General features: G+C 45.7%; 12 protein-coding genes and 1 pseudogene. 5 read left to right on the top strand and 8 right to left on the bottom strand.

Translation table 11 applies throughout. The features are described from left to right. Nucleotides 1–12: 12 nt before the first annotated feature. Both srfAA and hxlR read right to left on the bottom strand, forming a co-directional pair. Complete coding sequence (gene srfAA, locus NYE53_RS02005) at nt 13–10,776, bottom strand: surfactin non-ribosomal peptide synthetase SrfAA (RefSeq protein WP_339246970.1); 10,764 nt, start codon at nt 10,774–10,776, stop codon at nt 13–15. A 575-nt stretch (nt 10,777–11,351) separates the two neighbouring features. After that, a complete protein-coding gene (gene hxlR, locus NYE53_RS02000) occupies nt 11,352–11,714 on the bottom strand; it encodes a transcriptional activator HxlR (protein ID WP_003246265.1) in 363 nt (120 codons plus the stop codon). Between the two features lie 231 nt (nt 11,715–11,945). Between hxlR and hxlA the strand changes: the two genes are divergently transcribed. The 5 genes from hxlA (at nt 11,946) to nin (ending at nt 16,014) form a co-directional block, all read left to right on the top strand. Next, nucleotides 11,946–12,578 carry a 3-hexulose-6-phosphate synthase gene (gene hxlA, locus NYE53_RS01995; RefSeq protein WP_251187267.1) on the top strand — a complete coding sequence of 211 codons (633 nt, stop codon included), beginning with the start codon at nt 11,946–11,948 and terminating at the stop codon, nt 12,576–12,578. Between the two features lie 5 nt (nt 12,579–12,583). Next, complete coding sequence (hxlB, locus tag NYE53_RS01990; RefSeq protein ID WP_339246967.1) at nt 12,584–13,141, top strand: 6-phospho-3-hexuloisomerase; 558 nt, start codon at nt 12,584–12,586, stop codon at nt 13,139–13,141. Nucleotides 13,142–13,250: 109 nt separating this feature from the next. Next, entirely contained in the window at nt 13,251–14,972 is a 1,722-nt protein-coding gene (tlpC, locus tag NYE53_RS01985) for a methyl-accepting chemotaxis protein TlpC (protein WP_339246965.1), read from the top strand. A 167-nt stretch (nt 14,973–15,139) separates the two neighbouring features. Then, nucleotides 15,140–15,589: a DNA-entry nuclease gene (gene nucA, locus NYE53_RS01980; RefSeq protein ID WP_014475770.1), complete on the top strand. Its 450-nt coding sequence runs from the start codon at nt 15,140–15,142 to the stop codon at nt 15,587–15,589. Nucleotides 15,590–15,615: 26 nt separating this feature from the next. Then, the gene (gene nin / locus NYE53_RS01975; RefSeq protein WP_015715226.1) at nt 15,616–16,014 is read left to right on the top strand and encodes a DNA-entry nuclease inhibitor; all 399 of its coding nucleotides are present in this window, start codon (nt 15,616–15,618) and stop codon (nt 16,012–16,014) included. Between the two features lie 36 nt (nt 16,015–16,050). Here the strand turns inward: nin and bglC are convergent, their stop codons facing one another. The 6 genes and pseudogenes from bglC to NYE53_RS01945 form a co-directional block, all read right to left on the bottom strand. Beyond that, nucleotides 16,051–17,484, bottom strand: a complete 1,434-nt coding sequence (bglC, locus tag NYE53_RS01970) for a 6-phospho-beta-glucosidase (protein ID WP_336155006.1) — start codon at nt 17,482–17,484, stop codon at nt 16,051–16,053. A 71-nt stretch (nt 17,485–17,555) separates the two neighbouring features. After that, nucleotides 17,556–18,284 carry an AAA family ATPase gene (locus NYE53_RS01965; protein ID WP_336155004.1) on the bottom strand — a complete coding sequence of 243 codons (729 nt, stop codon included), beginning with the start codon at nt 18,282–18,284 and terminating at the stop codon, nt 17,556–17,558. A gap of 18 nt (nt 18,285–18,302) precedes the next feature. Further along, complete coding sequence (locus NYE53_RS01960; protein WP_339246961.1) at nt 18,303–18,644, bottom strand: DUF3147 family protein; 342 nt, start codon at nt 18,642–18,644, stop codon at nt 18,303–18,305. Next, a complete protein-coding gene (locus NYE53_RS01955; RefSeq protein ID WP_174223465.1) occupies nt 18,632–19,054 on the bottom strand; it encodes a MarR family transcriptional regulator in 423 nt (140 codons plus the stop codon). Before NYE53_RS01955 ends, NYE53_RS01960 begins: the two co-directional genes overlap by 13 nt. A gap of 127 nt (nt 19,055–19,181) precedes the next feature. Beyond that, the gene (locus tag NYE53_RS01950; protein ID WP_021481829.1) at nt 19,182–19,514 is read right to left on the bottom strand and encodes a YckD family protein; all 333 of its coding nucleotides are present in this window, start codon (nt 19,512–19,514) and stop codon (nt 19,182–19,184) included. Nucleotides 19,515–19,595: 81 nt separating this feature from the next. Continuing rightward, nucleotides 19,596–19,917: pseudogene (locus NYE53_RS01945) on the bottom strand (RDD family protein); the annotation flags it as partial. Between the last annotated feature and the right edge of the window lie 21 nt (nt 19,918–19,938).

Raw genomic sequence — 19,938 nt, 5'->3', positions numbered from 1 at the left:
ATGCCACCTCTATTAGAAAATTTCCATTAATTTATCCAGCTCATCCAGCGTCAAATCGTCGTCACCAAGATCACTCGGGGTCAGTTCCGTACCGTCTTGAGATAGGCAATGTTCAATGATTCTGAGAAGATGCGCTTTAAAGCTGTCACTGAATGTTTGTACTGTTTTTTCATGAAATTCAAGAGAATGATAGGCCAGTGACATCGTCAGTTTTCCGTTTTCGATATATCCGACAACATCCAGCGCATTCGGTTTTTCTGTTTCAGGGCTTAATGACTGTCCTGATGGCAGCTCTGATCTCGTAAACAAACCTGCATCCGACATTTCGTCAAACTGACCTAAATAGTTGAAGCTGACATCCGGCTGAATCGAGAACGCCACATCTTCTTTATGTTCCGGTGCCGTCAGATAGCGCAGAATGCCGTATCCGACTCCCTTATTCGGCACATGTCTGATATCTTCTTTCATTTGCTTCAGCTGGTAGCCCAGATCATCCGCATGCTTCATATCGAGCACCATTGGGTACATACTTGTAAACCAGCCGACTGTGCGGGAAATGGTCAGGTCTTCTATGATTTCTTCACGTCCGTGCCCCTCTAAATGAACATTTACTCGATCCTGACCCGTCCACTCCTTCATTGCCAATCCGAATGCCGTCAGCAAAATATCATTCATTTCTGTGTGATATGCCTCATGCACCTTTGTGGTGAGCTGTTCTGTCTCTTCAGCAGTCAGCGAGAATTCAATTGTCTTTGTATGTTTCATTCGCTGATCACCAGATTCGCGGTCTTTCGGAAGCTTTGCCGCGACAGCTTGTTCTTCAAGCTGTCTCCAATACTCTTTTTCTTTCAAAAAGGCTTTGGAGTTCGCGAAGTCTTGCAATCTCTCTGCATACTCTGCAAATGAATGTGTTTTCTGCGGGAGAACCGGTTCATTGCCTTGCTCAAGCTGTGTATATACTGCGGCGAAATCCTCCAGTAAAATCCGCCACGACACGCCGTCAACCACTAAGTGGTGAATGGCAAGAAGCAAGTGGTCTCCGTCTTCCGCTTGGAACAAGCCTGCTTTTAACAAGCCGCCTTCCTGCAAGTCGATGCTGCTTTGCAAACGCTCCGCTTCTCTCTCTATACGGTCTTCGTAATCTGCAGCTTGGCCCTCAATCTGGATGACCTCCAATTGAGCTGAAGCAGCTTCAAGACCTCTGTTGTATTGAATGACGTCTTCCTGTCCCTCACGGTAGACCATACGGAGCGCGTCATGATGCTCGATCAGCTCCTGCAATGTTTTCTCCACCCGTTCAGGATCAAAGCCCTTCTTGGCGTGAAGCATCACCGATTGGTTCCAGTGGTGCTTGTTCGTGAAGTTCTTTTCAAAAAACCAGCGCTGGATCGGCGTCAGGATGACTTCGCCCTCCACCGGGCCTTGGTCTGCCTGTTTGCCTTCGGCACGCTCTACATATTGGGTAAGCGCCTCGATCGTCGGATGCTGGAAGAGATCTTTCATCTCCAGCTTCCAGCCGTGCTGGTTCAAGCGGCTCGCCATTTGAATTCCTTTGATGGAATCTCCGCCAAGCGAGAAGAAATTGTCGGTGACACCGACTTCAGACATTCCAAGCACGTCCTGCCAGATGCCGGCAAGCAGCTCTTCCATGTCGGTCGTCGGCGCTTTGTATTCTCCGCTTCCCGCTTCGATGTCCGGCTCAGGCAAGGCTTTGCGGTCCACTTTGCCGTTTGCCGTAACCGGAAGCTCGTCCAGCGTCACCCAGAACGCCGGGATCATGTAATCCGGCAGGGTTTCCTTCAGTGCTGATTTCAGTGCTTCTATGTCAGCTGATTCCGGGGTGACATACGCCGCGATCGCTGTGTTGCCACCTTTATCTTTGACAGCTGTCACCGCCGCATCCTGCACCTCAGAAAGCTGGGCGAGCTGGACTTCAATTTCTGAGAGCTCGATCCGGTAGCCGCGGACCTTGACCTGCTGGTCGATCCGGCCGATGTATTCGATGCCGCCGCCCGTCCATTTCACCAAATCGCCGGTGCGGTACATGCGCTCACCCGGCACAAACGGATCAGCGACAAACCGCTTCGCGGTTTCGTCTTCTCGATTCAGATAGCCTCGTGCCAGTCCGCGCCCCGCCACGCAAAGCTCTCCGGCTACGCCTTCCGGCTGCACCTGATTGCCCTCGCCGAGAATGTATACTCTCGTATTGGCAATGGCCCGTCCGATGGAAAGCGAGCCTTCCTCCGGATGGATTTCTGCGCTTGTGGCAACGACCGTATTTTCTGTCGGCCCGTAGTTGTTGACGAGTGTGTACGGCTTTTTCACTGCGCGCTTCAGCTTGTCTCCTCCGGTCAAGAGGACGCGAAGTGATGTGTTCTCAAGCTCCATGAACTGTTCCGCAAGCTGTGTCGGCAGGAACGTGATCGTTACGCCGTTCGTTTCAAAATAATCGTTCAGGCGGACGATATCGAGGCGGATCGCTTCATCAATGACGTGAAGCTCGGCGCCGATCGTCCAGGTCGGGAACATCTCCCAAATGGAAGCGTCGAACCCGAAGCCCGCGTACTTCGCACTGCGGTCCTCCGCTGTCATGCTGAACGCGTCGTGGTGCCAGAAGCACAGGTTCACAAGCGCATGGTGCTCGACCATGACACCCTTCGGCTGTCCGGTCGTTCCAGACGTGTAAATCATGTACGCCAAGTTCTCAGCGGTTACAGCGGTCTCTGGATTTTCCTCGTCGTTTTCATCAAGCGGCAGGCTTAGAATCGTGCGGCTTCCGTCGAGAAGAATGACATCTCCCGTAAAGCTGTCCGGCACTGAAATCCCCTCTTGCTTCAAGAGAAGCTTCGCGCCGCTGTCCTGTAAAATATATTCAATCCGCTGATCCGGGTAGTCAGGATCAATCGGCACAAACGCTGCTCCAGCTTTCAAGACGCCGAGCACCGCGGCGGACATTTCAAGCGACGGCTTCGTGAGAATGCCGACGCGGTCATCCGGGCTGATGCCGCAGTCCATCAGAATCCGCGCGAGACGATTCGCCTTCGCATTCAGCTCGCCGTACGGCCAAGATTGGCCGTTGTATGTGACAGCCGGGCGGTCTTTGTGGCGCTGGACAGTCTCTTCGAATAGCTGATGAACTGTTTTGTCTGTCGGCACAGGCAGCGCTTTGCCCTTCCATGCCTCAAGAAGCGCTTGCTTTTCTGTCTCGGTGACCAGTGACAGGCTGGAAAGCGGCTGGTTCAGGTTCCCAGTAACTGCATCTAAAAGCTCCATCAAATATTGCTTCCATCGTTCAATCGTTTCCTGCTTAAACAGAGCTGTATTGTATTCGAGTACGAATGTAAGCCCTCCGTCGGTTTCGTCAGCCGTCAGCGTGAGGTCAAACTTGGCTGTTTTCCGTTCAAACGGATGCGGCTCAAGCTGAATCCCTTTCATTGTTAAATCCTTTATATTCGCATTTTGCATTGAAAAAACTGCATCGAATAACGGGTTTCTGCTTGTGTCACGCTGAACTTGAACATTTCCGATCAAATCCTCAAGCGGGTAATCCTGCGCATCAAAAGCGCTGAGTGCCGTTTCTTTCACTTCGTTAAGATAGTCAGCGAAGGTCTTTTCACCCTTCGGATACGTGCGAAGCGCCAATGTATTGACGAACATTCCGATGACGCGGCTGACGTCCGCTTGAGATCGTCCGGCCACAGGTGAACCGACGATGATATCGTCTTGCCCGCTAAGTTTTGATAAAAATGCACTGTATGAAGCCAGAAGCACCATGTAAAGCGTGGAATCCGTTTCTTTTGCAAGCCTGCGCAGAGCATCAGCTTTGCCTGCTTCTAATGAAAATGCAATGCGGTCTCCCTCAAATGTTTGAACGGCAGGCCGACTGTAATCAGTCGGAAGCGTCAGCACCGGCAGCTCTCCGTCCAGCTCCTTCAGCCAATGCTCTTCTTGCTTCTTGTAAAGCTCAGACTGAATGAACTGCTGCTGCCACACGGCATAATCCTTATATTGAATACGGAGCGGCTCAAGGGTTTCTCCGTCATACAGCTTTGAAAGCTCATCAATCAGCACACCGACAGACGCACCGTCAGAAATAATGTGATGCATATCGAACAGCAGCACATGCTCAGTGTCTGAATGCTTGATCAGCCCTATTCTGAACAGTGGAAGTTGGTCGATTTTGAAAGGCTTAATAAACTCAGAAACGATCCGCTCTGTCTCTTCTTCCGGGGCTTCGAAATAGGCTATCTCGCACTCAGCCTCTTCCCAGATCCGCTGCACCGTTTCTCCATCTTTTATTTCAAACGTGGTTCTCAAGGCTTCATGACGCTGCATTAACTGCTGCATGACGCTGTTAAGCCTTTCAACATCAAGCTCACCTGTCAGGCGCAGAACCGCCGGCATGTTATAGCTCGTTTGCGCATCCTCAAGCTGCTGAAGCACGTACATCCGTTTTTGCGGTGAAGAAACAGGATACGTATCTTGTTTCTCTGCCGGGCTGATACTTGCGGCTGTCCCTTTTTCAGCAGAGGCAATCACCTGTGCCAAGCCCTCAACCGTCGGTGACTGGAAGAGATCCTTGAGAGACAGCTCAACGCCCAATTCCTGATGAACCAAGGCAAGCATCTTCATGCCTGCTAATGAATGTCCGCCAATGTCAAAGAAGTGGTCATAAGCGCCGACTTGTTCTGCCTGAAGTACCTGTGCCCAAATGTCTGCGACTTTTTGTTCCGTTTCATTGCGTGGCGCAACATATGAAACACCTCTTGAAACGTTGGCATCAGGAAGCGGCAGCGCTCTCCGGTCAATTTTTCCGTTCCCTGTCAGCGGCAGCTCGTCCATTTGGATAAACACCGCAGGAACCATATATGCCGGCAAGTCCTTCGCGGCATGCTCTCTCATCTCTTGTGATGAGATGTCTCCTTCTCCGACATAGTAAGCACACAACAGTTTATCTCCCGCTCCTTGATCAACGGCAAGCACAACACTTTCCTGAACACGATCATGGGTTTGCAGCTGATGTTCGATTTCTCCAAGCTCGATGCGCTGTCCGCGAATCTTCACCTGATGGTCGATTCGCCCGATAAATTCGATGTCGCCATTCGGCAGCCATCTCGCAAGGTCTCCCGTTTTATACATGCGTTCGCCGGATGTAAACGGATGGGGAACAAATTTCTCCTCAGTCAGTTCTGGACGGTTGTAATAGCCTTTCACGAGCCCTTCGCCGCTGACGCAAAGCTCTCCGGCAATCCCGGCAGGCTGCACGTGTCCCGTACGGTCAAGAATGTATACTTCCGTATTGCTGACCGGTTTTCCAATCGGAACAGACAGCGTGTGCTCCTCCAATTCATCAACAGGATGATACGTCGCGAAAACCGTGCTTTCAGACGGCCCATACATGTGAAGGAGCTTGCCCTTTCCAACCGTTTGCAAAGCTTTTCTGACATGCTCAACCGAAGCCCGTTCCCCGCCAAACATAATCTTGCGAAGCGTTGACAAGCACGCCGGATTCAAGTCCACTAGCAAGTGGAACAAAGCGGTTGTAATCATGAGAATGCTGATGTTCTCCCGTTCAATGATGCGGGACAGGCGAGCCATGTCCAAAACGGTTTCCTTCGGTATCAGCACCAGCTTGGCTCCGTTTAACAAAGAGCCGAACATATCGAACATAAACGCGTCAAACACGTAATTGGAAAGACCGAGAATCGTATCCTGTTCTGTAATGCTGAGATAATTCGTTTCCTTCACTGTGCGGAGAATATTGGCATGTGTCACGATATTCCCCTTAGGTGTTCCAGTCGTTCCAGAAGTATACGTCAGGTTTGCCATTGCCGCAGAATCAAGAGGCAGTGCGAGATTTCGCGCATCGGCATGATAGCTTTCTTCCTCATCGGCTAGCACGATAACGCCCTTAAATTCCGCTTCTTCCGCCAAAGCCTTTAATTTCCTCTGAGTGAGAAGCACCTTTGCCCCGCTGTCACGGAAGAAATGCTGCATCCGCTGAATCGGATGTTCCGGATCGACCGGAACATAAGCCGAACCTGATTTTAATACTGCCAAAATCGACACAATCATATCCATTGACCGCTCGCATAAGACAGCCGCAGTTCTGCCTTCGCCAGCTCCAAGAGAAAGAATGCCGCGGGCTAAACGATTGGCCCGTTCATTCAGTTCACGATAAGTGAGTGATTCGCCTTCATATTGAAGCGCAGTGTGGTCTGGCGTATTCGCCGCTTGCTCCTCAAACAGCTGAACAATTGTTTTGTCTTTCGGATAAGGTGTTCTGCCCGGGTTAAACTGCTGAATTTGCGAAGCAGCCTCCTCTTCAGAAAGAAGCTTATACTCGGAAATCGGCTTCTCCGGATCAGCCGCAGCATCTTCAAGCAAACGCGCAAAATGCGTAAGCAGCCTGTTTGCCGTGCTTTGTTTAAACAGCTTCGTGCTGTAATCCAAATCAAGCTCAATGCCTTCATCGGTTTCTCTCGCCTGCACCGTCAAATCAAATTTGGCAATCTTGAAATTGGTCTCATGAACAGACAAGGACAGATCGCCGACAGCCGGGATGCCCTCTGTCGCGTTTTGAAGGCTGAACATCGTGTCAAACAGCGGATGCCTGCTAACATCACGCGGGATGTTCAAATCTTCAACAAGCCACTCAAACGGATAGTCCTGATGAGAAAAGGCATCCAGCACCCGTTTGCGCACACGCGAGATCAATTGGGTAAACGTCTCATCCTGCTTCACCTCACTGCGAATCGCAAGCGTATTGACGAACATCCCGATAATGCCCTCTGTATCGGAGTGATTTCTGCCCGCTGACGGTGTCCCGACAATGATGTCATCCTGCCCCGTATACTTTGACAAAAGCGTATAGTAAGCGGAAAGCATTACCATATACAAAGTGGCGCCGTTTTGTTCAGCCAAACAATTGAGGCGATCCTTTACCCCCGCATCCAGCTTGATTGACACCCGATCCCCTTCAAAGCTTTGAACAGGCGGTCTTGGGTAATCGGACAGAAGCTGAAGCACCGGGATCTCGCCTGCAAAGACTTCCTTCCAATAAGCCTGATCCTTCTTGTACCCTTCAGCAGCCTGTCTGCTTTGCCATACAGCGTAGTCCTTATACTGGAGACGAAGTTCAGGAAGCTGTTCGCCTTTATAAATGCGTGCTAACTCCTCCAGCATAATGCCAATGGATACACCGTCAGAAATCAAATGGTGCATATCAAACAGCAGCATATGACGGTTCTCTTCAAGCCCCAGCAAACCGATTCTGAACAGCGGAGCTTTCGCCAAATCAAATGTCCGAACGAATGAAGCCATAATTGCCTCATCTGAGCGGCCGCCTCTTTCAATCATTTCGATGTTGAAATCAACGCTATCGTGAATGTTCTGTCTCGGCGTGCTGTTTTCAAGAACAAATGATGTTCTCAATGACTCGTGGCGTCGGATTAACCCCCGAAATGCGCGCTCCAGCTTTTGAATATCTAAAGGCCCTTCCAGAATTGCTGCTGCCGGCATGTTGTATCCGACTCCCGCATCCTCGAACTGGCTGACGATATATGTTCGCTGCTGTGCCAGAGAAAGCGGATAATGTTCCTGTTTTTCAGCAGGTTCAATCACCGAAAATGCCCGGCTTTCTCTGTGATCAGCCTCCTCTGCAAGAGCCGCAATCGTCGGATGCTCAAACAAATATTGAAGCGGAATCTCGACGCCTGTTTCCTTATGAATCTTTGTTAAAAGAGTCATGGCTTTCAATGAATGCCCGCCAGTTTCAAAGAAATTGTCAAAGATCCCCGCCTTCTCAACGTTCAGTACGTCCTGCCAAATGGCTGCGATTGCTTTTTCAGTCTCATTTCGCGGCGCTGTATAGGCTGTGCCGCTGACAGCCTTCACCTCAAGTGCAAACAGCTTGCGGCGGTCGACTTTGCCGCTTGGCGTAAGCGGAATTTCTGTCACTTCTGTAAAGTAAGCCGGCACCATATAGTCAGGAAGCTGTCTGGCCGAATGCTCCCTCAAGCCGGCTGGCGCAAATTCGCTTCCAGGCTTCTGCACAACATATGCGCAAACCTCAAGATTTCCCTGTTCGTCAGGGCGTGCCAAAACAACGGCTTTTGCAACGTCTGGCGCCTGCTGAATCACGGCTTCAATTTCCCCAAGCTCAATCCGGTATCCGCGGACTTTGACCTGGTCATCCTCTCTGCCTAAATATTCGATTGTTCCATCTGGAAGCCAGCGCACCACATCCCCGGTCCGGTACATGCGATCGCCCGGCACGAATGGATCTTGTAAAAACTTCTCTTCCGTTAATTCAGGCAAATGCAAATAGCCTCGGCCCACACCGTCTCCCGCGATATAAAGCTCGCCCGCCACGCCTTCAGGCTGCAGCTGGCCTTTTTGATCCAAAATATATAAGCGATTGTTCCCCAGTGCTTTCCCGATCGGCACATACGCTGATTGAACTGCACTCTCAGGGATAACCGGATGAACAGACGCGTCAACGCACGTTTCAGTCGGCCCGTACACATTGGTCAAACGCGGCGCTGTGCCGGCTTCTTTAAACAGCTTCAGCAGCTTGTCCGCAACAACAGATGACAGGCCTTCTCCTCCGATCAGCATGTGTTTCAGTTTTAGGCCTTCAAAATCGCCCGCTGCTACCAGCATTTGCAAATGAGCCGGTGTTCCATCCGTCGCCTCAATGCTGTTTCTCCGATAATATGAAGCAAGGGCGGCCCCGTTCGTCACTGTTTTCTTCGGTACGATATAAAGGGTTTGGCCCAAAAGAAGCGACGCGAAGATCTGCTTCACTGACGCATCAAAGTGGAACGGCGCAAGCAATGCCATCCGCAAGGTTTGGCTGCCGCTTTGATAAATCGTCTGCTGCAGAGATTCAACCAAATGATGAACCTGGCGATGCTCGATCATAACGCCTTTCGGGCGTCCGGTTGTTCCCGATGTGTAAATAATGTAGGCAAGGTTCCGAGCGTTCACATCTGCATTCAGGCTTTCTTCTGCACCTTCCTCAATCGCCTGATCTAAGTCAATCAGCTCAGCATCGGCTTCAGGCGCCGCAACCTTCGATTCAGTCAGGATGAAGTCCGCCCCGCAGTCCTCCAAAATATATTGAATGCGCTCAGCAGGAAAACCCGGATCAATCGGCACATAGGCTCCGCCGGCTTTTAAAATCCCCATGATAGCTGTAATCATCCGTTCAGAACGTTCAATCAAAACCGCGACAGGACTGTCCGGGCCAACCCCTTTCTGTTTCAGCACATTGGCGATGCGTGCGGATTGTTCATGTAACGTTCGATAGGACAATGTACGACCTTCAAATACAACCGCTGGATGATCTGAAAGCTGCTCAGCCTTTTCTTGGAACAGTTCCGGGATCGTCATGTCCTTACGGTAGCTCACAGATTTACCGCCGGCCCTCGCAAGCAGCTTCTCTTTCTCCGCATCAGAAATCATCGTTAATTCATCAATGGTATGTTCTGGATGCGTTAACGCGTTCTCCAGCATCGTAATCATGCGCTCACAAATCATGTTGATTTCTTCACGTGAAAATAAATCAGTGCGGTAATCAAAATCGATGGTGAGTTTCCCAGTATCCCATCGATCCTTCACATGGATCGAGACATCATTTAATCCGCTGCCGCTGAAAATCGGCTCAGTCAAAAAGGCAAGGTCCTCTTCTTTTTGCCACTGCATCACCTGATATTCAAGAGAAACAGTAAACAGCTTGGTCAGAGAGCTCTTTGTTTCACGCAAATCGTTGATCAGGAGATTATACGGGTACTTTTGGTGGCGGAGTGTCTTCATGAGATCCTTCATCCGGTCTTTGACAAATTCTGAAAACGCCTGCCCGCCGTCAATGTTTGTCCGAAGTGGAACCGTAGAAACAAACATGCCAAGCATCTGCTTCTCTTTCGCATTTGTCCGGTTGCCCATAAAGGTTCCCGTCACAACATCATTCTGGCCGCTGACCCTGTACAAATAGGCGGCGAGCAGCGATTGAAATACCGAAAGAACACTGACTTTATTCGCCTCACAAAACGATAGAATCTGCTGATGAAGCGCTTCAGGCACATCTTTAGAGAACCTCTCAGCATCTAAACTTCCTCCTGCGGAAGCATTCCGTTTCAAGGAAACAAGTTCAGGCACCGATTCAAATTGCTTGTTCCAAAACGCCTTGTCCTTTTCAAATCGCTTCGATTGAGCATAGTCCTGTTCAGATAAAACATGATCGATAAATGAATGCGAAATTCCTTCTTCTGTCTCTGAGCCGCTGGCTAATTCTAAATAAATGTGCATGATCGCATTCCCGAGAATATTCATGGAGATGCCATCAGAAATCACGTGATGAACATTTGCGTAAAACCACACTTCATTTTCCTTTATGGTGAACAAGGAAAAACGGAACAAATCACAATCGTACAGCGGCAAGGGTTTTTTCGTTTCCTCCCGGCTCCATTGTGAAATAGACTCTATCGCATTCGGATCTCCAGTAGTGTCAGTATGTTTTATATCAACAGGCCGATACTCGCTAATATATTGAACAGGCTCTCCGTTTTCATCGAGCCGCAGCCGAAGGCGCATGGCGTCATTTCTGCGAATAAACTCTTGAATCGCCTGCTCAACAAGCACATAATCAATCGCATCAGCTGAAACCAGCTTACCAATCCCCGCAAGATTTGAAATGCTCGTGTGAGGATAAAATTTTTCTGTGTACCAAATTCGTTTTTGTGCATCTGTTAAAGGGTAAAAAGTTATTTCCATATTGTCATACCTCCCCTAATCTTTATAAGCAGTGAACATGTGCAACGCATTTTCTCTTTCTTATCCATATCAGCTTTTAATTCTTATGAACTAACAACCGAAATAGCCCAAAGTACTACACTTAAAAAGCAGTGCTTCCAAACAAAAAAACAGATTGCCGCTATTAAAACGGGCAGCCGTCAGTCAGCATTGCGGCGTTTAACATAAGCGGATAAAGACCGCAACATCCCCCATCCTAATAGGAAACAATTTTGGCTATTTATTCATTGTTTTCAATATTTTTTATCTTACTACCGTTCACTTTAAATGAAAAAAATGTTTTTATCACCGAAAAATGGGTGAAAAGTTTCATGCGGGATACCGAAAGATTCCAGTTTATTTACAGGGATATTTTTGCGGGATGCCGCAATCATTTCCACTAAACATTATTTACAGAAAAATAAAAATTTTTAAACCAAACTGCTGCGTGCAATCTTTTTTTAATGCTGAATGCAATTTACAATCTTTACATGACTATGTGTACCGCGCAAAAACCGAAAAAAAGGCAAAAAAAAGACACCCTTGCGAAGAGCGTCTTACAGCGATTCTTTCATGACATTTTTGTCGATATCAATCAATTCCATATAGCCTTTCCCCCACTCATACATGGCTTCAAGAATAGGCATGAGGCTTTCTCCGTGCGGGGTCAGAGAATATTCAACCTTCGGCGGGACGACCGGATACACTTCCCTGTGAACAATCATATCCTGCTCAAGCTCTCTCAGCTGATTCACGAGGATCTTCTGCGTAATATCAGGAATCAATGTTTTTAATTCATTGAACCGTTTTGTGCCTTCTTTTCCTAAATGCCACAAAATGAGCATTTTCCATTTACCGCCAATCACTGCAAGCGTTAATTCCTTCTCACAATTAAACCTTTTGTCGTCCATCCGGCTCAATAGAATCCCCCCTTAGTAACCTTTTTGTATGTTAGATACGTATCATCACTTACTTACTTTTTTGCAGACTCTTTTTTCATTATACTCACTCATAAAATCAAGCGAAAGAAATCTGATTGTCTCTCCTCACAGTATCCTCCAAGTAACTTGTTGACTTTAAAGTGCCTACTTCTCAACAAAAGAAGGAACCTATAGAATGAACAATAATTCGAAAAAGGGAGTGGATCAACAATGGAATTACAGCTTGCATTAGACCTCGTCAACATCCCAGAAGCCATTGAGCTCGTCAAAGAGGTAGAACAATACATCGACGTAGTTGAAATCGGAACACCGGTCGTCATCAATGAAGGCCTAAGAGCCGTTAAAGAAATAAAAGAAGCATTTCCTCAATTGAAGGTTCTTGCAGACCTGAAAATCATGGATGCCGGAGGCTACGAAATTATGAAAGCGTCGGAAGCAGGAGCTGACATCATCACCGTTTTAGGGGCTACAGACGATGCAACGATTAAAGGCGCAGTAGAAGAAGCCAAAAAACAAAAGAAGAAAATCTTAGTGGACATGATTAACGTGAAAGATATCGAATCCCGTGCGAAAGAAATTGACGCAATCGGTGTTGACTACATCTGCGTCCACACTGGCTATGATCTTCAAGCAGAGGGCAAAAACTCTTTCGAAGAATTAACGACAATCAAAAATACCGTAAAAAACGCAAAAACCGCAATCGCGGGCGGCATCAAACTTGATACACTGCCAGAAGTGATCAAGCAAAACCCTGACCTTGTCATTGTCGGGGGCGGAATTACAAGCGCAGCTGATAAGGCGGAAACAGCTTCAAAAATGAAGCAGCTGATTGTCCAAGGATAACTCCGATGAAAACGACTGAATACGTAGCGGAAATTCTCAATGAGTTACAACGTTCAGCAGCTTATATTTCTAATGAAGAGGCTGACCAGCTTGCCGATCACATTCTTTCGTCCCGCCAAATTTTCACCGCGGGTGCGGGTCGGTCTGGCCTGATGGCAAAATCCTTCGCGATGAGACTGATGCACATGGGCTTCAACGCCCATATAGTAGGTGAGATTCTCACTCCGCCGCTCGCCGAAGGAGATCTAGTTATTATCGGCTCAGGATCAGGCGAGACAAAGAGCTTGATTCATACTGCAGCAAAAGCAAAAAGCTTACACGGAATTGTTGCCGCTTTAACCATCAATCCGGAATCAAGCATCGGAAAACAAGCGGACCTCATCATCAGAATGCCTGGTTCTCCTAAAGACCAGTCTAACGGAAGCTATAAAACCATTCAGCCAATGGGATCATTATTTGAACAAACTTTGCTGCTCTTCTATGATGCAGTGATTTTAAAACTCATGGAGAAAAAAGGACTCGATTCTGAAACTATGTTCACTCACCACGCAAACCTTGAATAGCATCACACAACCGGCCTGAAGATCAGGCCGGTTTTATTTTTTAAAAATAAAACTTTAAACCCAAAAATCCGATAAGTAATATGACCTACAAATCGCAAAAGGAGGAATTATGTTGATAAAACGACTTAAGATGAAGCTAGGAACTAAAATTCTTTGCCTCGTTTTCGTGGTGATTCTTTTGTTTTCGGCATCAGTTGGCACTGTGATGCTTAAAGAAATTACTGAAAGCATGAAACAAATGGCAACTGAAAAAGCGAAAGGTGATCTCGCTTTAAGCAGCACTTATATTGATGATGTCATGTCAGGCGACTGGCAGGTGAAAAACAATAAGCTCTATAAAGGGCAAACACAAATCAATGGAAATGAAGATATTGTTGATCTGCTTGGTGAAAAAACAGGTGATACCATTACCATTTTCCAAGGCGATACTCGTGTTGCAACCAATGTCATGAAGAATGGCGAAAGAGCTGTCGGCACCCAGGCTTCTTCTGAAGTTATTGCCGCTGTTTTAAAGAAAGGAAAGCGTTTTTACGGACAAGCAGATGTAGCAGGTTCTTCTTATCAGACTGCATACATGCCGTTAAAAGATCAAAATGGGAACATCATCGGCATGCTGTATACCGGAGCTAATCAAAGTATTTTAGCATCACTTACACAATCACTTTTCACTCAATTCGCTATCGTTCTTGTTATCGTCATTATAGTATCAGTCATCCTTGTCTTGGTTTTCACCAGAAAAATCAACAAGCGGCTGAACGCTTTAAAAAGCGCCTTTGAAAGTGCCGGAAACGGAGATATGACAATAGAGGCGTCAGACAAAACCGGTGACGAGCTTTCAGAACTAAGCGTCTATTATAATAAGATGAGAATGAAGCTGAACGATACCATACAAACCGTACAACAATCAGCCCTTCAGCTTGCGTCAGCCTCTCAGCAGCTCTCAGCCGGAGCAGAGGAAACAAATCAAGCTTCAGAAAAAATCACAGAAGCTGTACAGCAGATTGCAAATGGAGCCCAAGATCAGATCACCCGAATTGAAAACAGTGAAAGCTCATTAAAACAAGCTTCAGCAGACATCCGGGATATTTCTGCAAATACTGCCGCTATCGCTGACAAAGGGCAGCTCGCGCAATCAAAAGCAGACATTGGGCAAAAGGAAATTGCAAATGTACAGGCGCAAATGGATGCGATTCACCAGTCAATTCAGAAAAGCGGAGAAATCATACACCAGTTAGACGGACGCTCTAAACAAATTGAGCAAATTTTATCGGTCATCACCCAAATTGCCGATCAGACAAACCTGCTTGCGCTGAATGCAGCAATTGAAGCTGCCAGAGCCGGTGAACAAGGAAAAGGCTTTGCTGTTGTTGCTGATGAAGTACGGAAATTAGCAGAAGAGTCTCAACAGTCTGCGGGACAGATTTCAAAACTGATCATAGAAATACAAAAGGATATGAACCGGTCTGCAAGATCTGTTGAGCATGTGAAAACAGAAGCTGCAGAAGGAGTCACCATGATCCAGCGCACCAGAGATGCATTTAAGGAAATTGCAGCTGCAACTGGTGAAATCAGTGCCGAGATTAGTGATTTATCAGCATCTGTAACAAACATTTCAGCCAGTGCACATCAAATAAATGATTCCTTTGCAGCCAATACGGCCGACATTAAAGAATCTACTAAAAATACCCGGCAAGCGGCTGCATTAACAGAGGAGCAATTTGCTGCAATGGAGGAGATTACCGCAGCTTCTGAAACGCTGTCTCAATTAGCTGAGGAGCTTACCGGTATCATAAGCCAATTTAAAATGATTAATCAAGCCGAAAACGGCTGATGACTTACTATCATTATTGTAAATTGGCAATCGTATTTTGCTGAAAACAAATATTTCGATCTGCTAAAATTACGATTTCTGCAATAAACTGAGCGTAAAACATAAAATTTAAACCTTTACACCAAATGCTTTCTGGATTACTCTTGTGTCAGTTTTAAAAGCGGGAGGTGAACATCACGACGGACATCATAAAAACAATACTTCTCGTCATCGTCATCATAGCAGCTGCAGCTGTCGGCCTGATAAAAGGAGACTTTTTCTCAGCTGATCAAAAAACGTCTCAAACGAAAGAATATGATGAAACAATCGCCTTCCCATCTGACCGGTATCCCGAAACTGCCAAGCATATTAAGGATGCGATAAATGAGGGACACTCAGAGGTGTGCACTATTGACAGAGACGGAGCTGAGGAACGCCGTGAGCAATCATTAAAGGACGTACCTTCCAAAAAGGGGTATGACAGAGATGAATGGCCAATGGCCATGTGCAAAGAAGGCGGTGAGGGAGCTTCTGTAGAATACATTTCTCCCGCTGACAACCGCGGAGCAGGCTCTTGGGTCGGGCATCAGCTTACCGATTACCCAGACGGCACAAAGGTTTTATTCACAATTCAGTAAACAGTACATAGAGGAGGAACAGCACATTGATCAAATCATGGAAGCCGCAAGAACTTTCGATTTCATATCATCAATTTACTGTATTTCAAAAGGATTCTACACCTCCTGTAATGGATTGGACTGACGAAGCGATTGAAAAAGGATATGCTGCGGCAGACGGAGCCATTTCCTTTGAGGCACAGCGAAATACAAAGGCCTTTATTCTTTTGCGCCTGAACAGTTCAGAAACAGTAAGCTCCTACGAAAAAAAAGTGACTGTTCCTTTTCATGTCACAGAAAACGGAATTCATATTGAAAGCATCATGTCTAAAAGACTGTCCTTTGATCTGCCTAAAGGAGACTATCAATTGACATGCTGGACTGTGCCGGCTGAAATGTCAGATTTGCACGCCGACACTTATATTATTGATGCTGTTTCTGTGTAATGAAAAACCCCTGAGAGAATAACTCTCAGGGACTCTTTATAAACTTTCTCCGTTCGTCTTGATGACATCTTGATACCAATAAAAGCTTTTTTTCTTCAAGCGTTTTAAATCGGATGTGCTTTCTTCATCACGATTGACATATACAAATCCGTATCTTTTTTGGTAGCCGTTCAGCCAGCTTAACAGATCAGTAAACGACCAGCTGCAATAGCCGATTAAATCGACACCGTCACTGATGGCTTGTCTGCATTGCTCAAGATGCGAACGTAAATAATCAATTCGATAATCATCCTGTACAGTGCCGTCCTCAACTTTATCAAATTCACCCAAACCGTTCTCTGTTATAAACACTGGAAGCTGATAGCGGCTTGTAATTCGGCGAAGACCGATACGCAGCCCAATTGGGTCAATTGTCCAATCCCAGTTGCTCGTTGTCAGATGCGGATTTTTTTTCGTTTTGAACACTCCGGGTATCCCCGTCTCCTGATTAGTTCCCTTTTGGCCTGTCGTATTCATTTTCCCTTCAGACACACCATCAAGCGGATTTCGTTCATAGGTGATCGTCTGATAATAATTGACACCTACAAAATCAGGCTTCCCTTTGGCGAGCAGGTCCATATCTCCTGCTTCAATTGTCGGCGCCCATCCCTGTTTTTCCAAGTAGCGGAATGGAATTTGCGGGTAGGTTCCCCAGCAATACATGTCAAGCCACCAATTGTTCATAAATTCTTCGGCGTTTTCAAATGCCAGTATATCCTCTGGATGGCTTGATAAAGGGTAAGCCGGAGAATAAGCAAAGCTAGGACCTATTTTGCCTTCAGGTACATATTCTCTAAATGATTCGATGGCTTTTGCATTAGCCAGAAACGCAATATGGTTTGCTTCGTAAAATCGTTTTCTGTCTTTCACTCCAGGCGGATGCATGGCTGTAATAAATCCGTGATTAAAATTGTAGTTCTGTTCGTTTAACGTAACCCAATATTTCACCCTGTCTCCAAAACGTTTATAAAGAGTAATACAGTAGTGATTAAAATCCTCTATGATGTTTCTGGATTCAAACCCGCCGTATTCGTCCATAAGCGCTTGAGGCAAATCCCAGTGATATAAAGTCAGAACCGGCTCGATGTGATGAGAAAGCAATTCATCAATCAGACTATCGTAAAACGCTAGACCTGCTTCATTGATCTCTCCTTTTCCTTTTGGAAAAACCCGTGGCCAGTTGACGGAAAATCGATATGCTTTTAACCCCATCTCAGCCATCAGAGCGACATCTTCTTTAAATCGGTGATAATGGTCAACCGCAATGTCGCCATTGGTTCCTTTAAACGTTTTGCCCGGTATTTTCGTAAACACATCCCAAACAGAGGGGCCCTTGCCATCTTCATTCCAAGCGCCTTCAATCTGGTACGCTGCAGAAGCAGAGCCCCACAAAAAATGTTTCGGAAAAGATTCTGGATGCTGGTGGATCATAGTGTTTATCACTCCTGAATTATTGATAAACCTATCATAGGCTATGAAACGCGTTTCATATCAACTCGATGTTAGTCGCGGAACAGCTCAGCTAATATTTTTTCTCTATGTCCAAGAAAATATCGAGTTAATTGAACATGCTCTGTATTCTCATATTCAATATGATGTATTCTTCCACCATCAAAGCTTAAAATATTAGCATTGGGATAGCCCAGTAGGATTGGGGAGTGAGTCGCAATGATCATCTGTACATTTCCGCCCTTCACCAAATCATGTATAACTCTCAAAAAAGCTAATTGTCTAGCTGGAGAAAGTGCTGCTTCTGGCTCATCTAAAAGGTAAATCGCTTTCTCTTTAAAACGATGACGGAATAGAGACATAAAGGACTCTCCATGTGATTGATTGTGTAGCGGCCTCCCTCCATAGGAACGGTATGGCTGAGGAGCATCTAGTTCCATCTCATCCAGATGAAGAGAAAGATGATAAAACGATTCAGCCCTTAAGAAGAAGCCATTTGTTACCTTTGGAAGCCAAGATAAACGTATGTAATCTCCTAAATGGGAATCTGACTCCCGTAATTCATAGACATTATTTCGGCTTCCGCCCGCTGTATTGAATTCACACTTATCTGCTATCGCTTCAAGCAAAGTAGATTTTCCAGATCCATTTTCCCCCACAAAAAAAGTCACTTGGCTAGTAAATAAGATGTCATTTAATTGACTTATAGCAGGGATAGTAAAAGGAAATCTGTCAAAGTCCAAAATCTTATCTCGAAGAAGAGTAACCTTTTTTAAAAACATAGCATCTCCTTTCTATACTCAGTTAAATAATATATTGAGAAAGATCTTCTGCATCCATAAAAACATAGCCCATCCTAGTATTCCAACACATAATGCAAACCAAAACGGCATATGAATTTTCAGCAAAAAAGCCAAAATAGCTAGTAAACAAACTGTAGCTGGGATTCCTGTAAGCACACCAGACGCAAATTGACTTAATTGAGCTGTTTTTTCACCTTGTATTTGCATCCAAAAAAGGCTTAATAAACTGACCAAGGGCAAAGCGGCAATGATGCCGCCATAGGTCGGATGTCTTTTTGATATTTCAGTAACAAAACCAATAATCAACGCAGAGATGATTACTTTACTTAAAACTGCCATTGTTTAGCTTCCCTACTTAAAAGTTCAAATGCCTGTTCAAGTAATTCCTTTTCTGATGTGCTCATTCGTTCAATTATTTCTTTTAATTTCTCTTTATCTAGCTGTGTATGCTGTTCAAGAACAGATCTTCCTTCTTGTGTTAAGAAAACTAAAACTTTTCGTTCATCCTGTTGACTTCGCCGTTTAGCTATAAATCCCTTTTGAATCAAACGTTTAGTATGCTCTGACGCTGTATTGTGAGAGACAGACAAGTATTCAGCCAAAGCTCCTATTGTCGCCTCACCTTGCTTTTCAATATGCTGCATAATCCGTATTGCCTGGTGAGAAATATTATCTTTATGTTGATAATGTAATAAATAATAAATATCTGTCCACTGCTGATTAAGTTTAGAGATTAAATTCATTTCCATCATTATACACCCCATTTATATCTTATTGTAAGATATAATCAACAAAAGCGATATATTTTTTCGGAAAATTCATTCAGTAACTTTTAACAATAAAAAAGCACCCAATTCCCATTGGATGCTTACCATTTTAATGTCTTTTTTCAAATTTATGCGGATGAGGATGGTGCTTTGGAACAAAGCCGTTTTGTTTCATCATTTCAAAGTGTTTGTCCAAGTGATTTTTGATGTGTTCTCCTCTTTCTTTAGGCAGGACACCATATTGTACATACTTTGAGATCACGTCTTTGCGCTTTTTAAGAATCTCTGCTTCCAGTTGTTCAATCTCTTTCTTTTGCTGATCTGTCAGTGTAACATTTGCGGGAGGCTGCTGCTGTTTTTCAGCGGCCTCAGCTGTACCGGTCAGAGAAATGACAGCCGCTGCAATGAACATTGTGATGATGTTGATGGTTATTCGTTTCATCCAGTTTATTCCTCCAATCCTATTTTTCATATGTTTTGCTGCCTTGTATTTTTTATGCATAAAAATAAAAAGAGCGAACCATTATTCGCTCTTTCTAATCTCTTCGTCAGCATTAAGTTCTTCTTCACCTGGTGTCGCATAAGTGACATACGTTCCCGCGATTAAATCATGCAGGGTCCGTTTGTCTTCTCGTACGGCAATCAGAATCAGGCTGGCGATCAAGCCGAGTCCGAAGGTTATACCGTAAAACAGGCCGGCTACAATAACCCGTAAAAACATTGTTAACAGGCTGACTTGTGATCCGTCTTTTTTTACGATTCTGATTCCGCAGATTCTTTTTCCGATAAGGTAGCCGCGCCAAAACACCGGCAGCATAAATAGAGTACAGCAGTACAATCAGGCTGGTTTGTAAATATTCATTTAA

Source organism: Bacillus sp. FSL R5-0523, from assembly GCF_037975295.1.
GTDB classification, from domain to species: Bacteria; Bacillota; Bacilli; order Bacillales; family Bacillaceae; genus Bacillus; species Bacillus subtilis.
This window is presented reverse-complemented; position numbering and strand designations above follow the sequence as displayed.

Coding starts and splice junctions, on each gene's coding strand:
- srfAA (WP_339246970.1), bottom strand. CDS start 10,776: ATGGAAATAACTTTTTACCCTTTAACAGATGCACAAAAACGAATTTGG.
- hxlA (WP_251187267.1), top strand. CDS start 11,946: ATGGAATTACAGCTTGCATTAGACCTCGTCAACATCCCAGAAGCCATT.
- hxlB (WP_339246967.1), top strand. CDS start 12,584: ATGAAAACGACTGAATACGTAGCGGAAATTCTCAATGAGTTACAACGT.
- tlpC (WP_339246965.1), top strand. CDS start 13,251: ATGTTGATAAAACGACTTAAGATGAAGCTAGGAACTAAAATTCTTTGC.
- bglC (WP_336155006.1), bottom strand. CDS start 17,484: ATGATCCACCAGCATCCAGAATCTTTTCCGAAACATTTTTTGTGGGGC.
- NYE53_RS01965 (WP_336155004.1), bottom strand. CDS start 18,284: ATGTTTTTAAAAAAGGTTACTCTTCTTCGAGATAAGATTTTGGACTTT.
- NYE53_RS01960 (WP_339246961.1), bottom strand. CDS start 18,644: ATGGCAGTTTTAAGTAAAGTAATCATCTCTGCGTTGATTATTGGTTTT.
- NYE53_RS01955 (WP_174223465.1), bottom strand. CDS start 19,054: ATGGAAATGAATTTAATCTCTAAACTTAATCAGCAGTGGACAGATATT.
- NYE53_RS01950 (WP_021481829.1), bottom strand. CDS start 19,514: ATGAAACGAATAACCATCAACATCATCACAATGTTCATTGCAGCGGCT.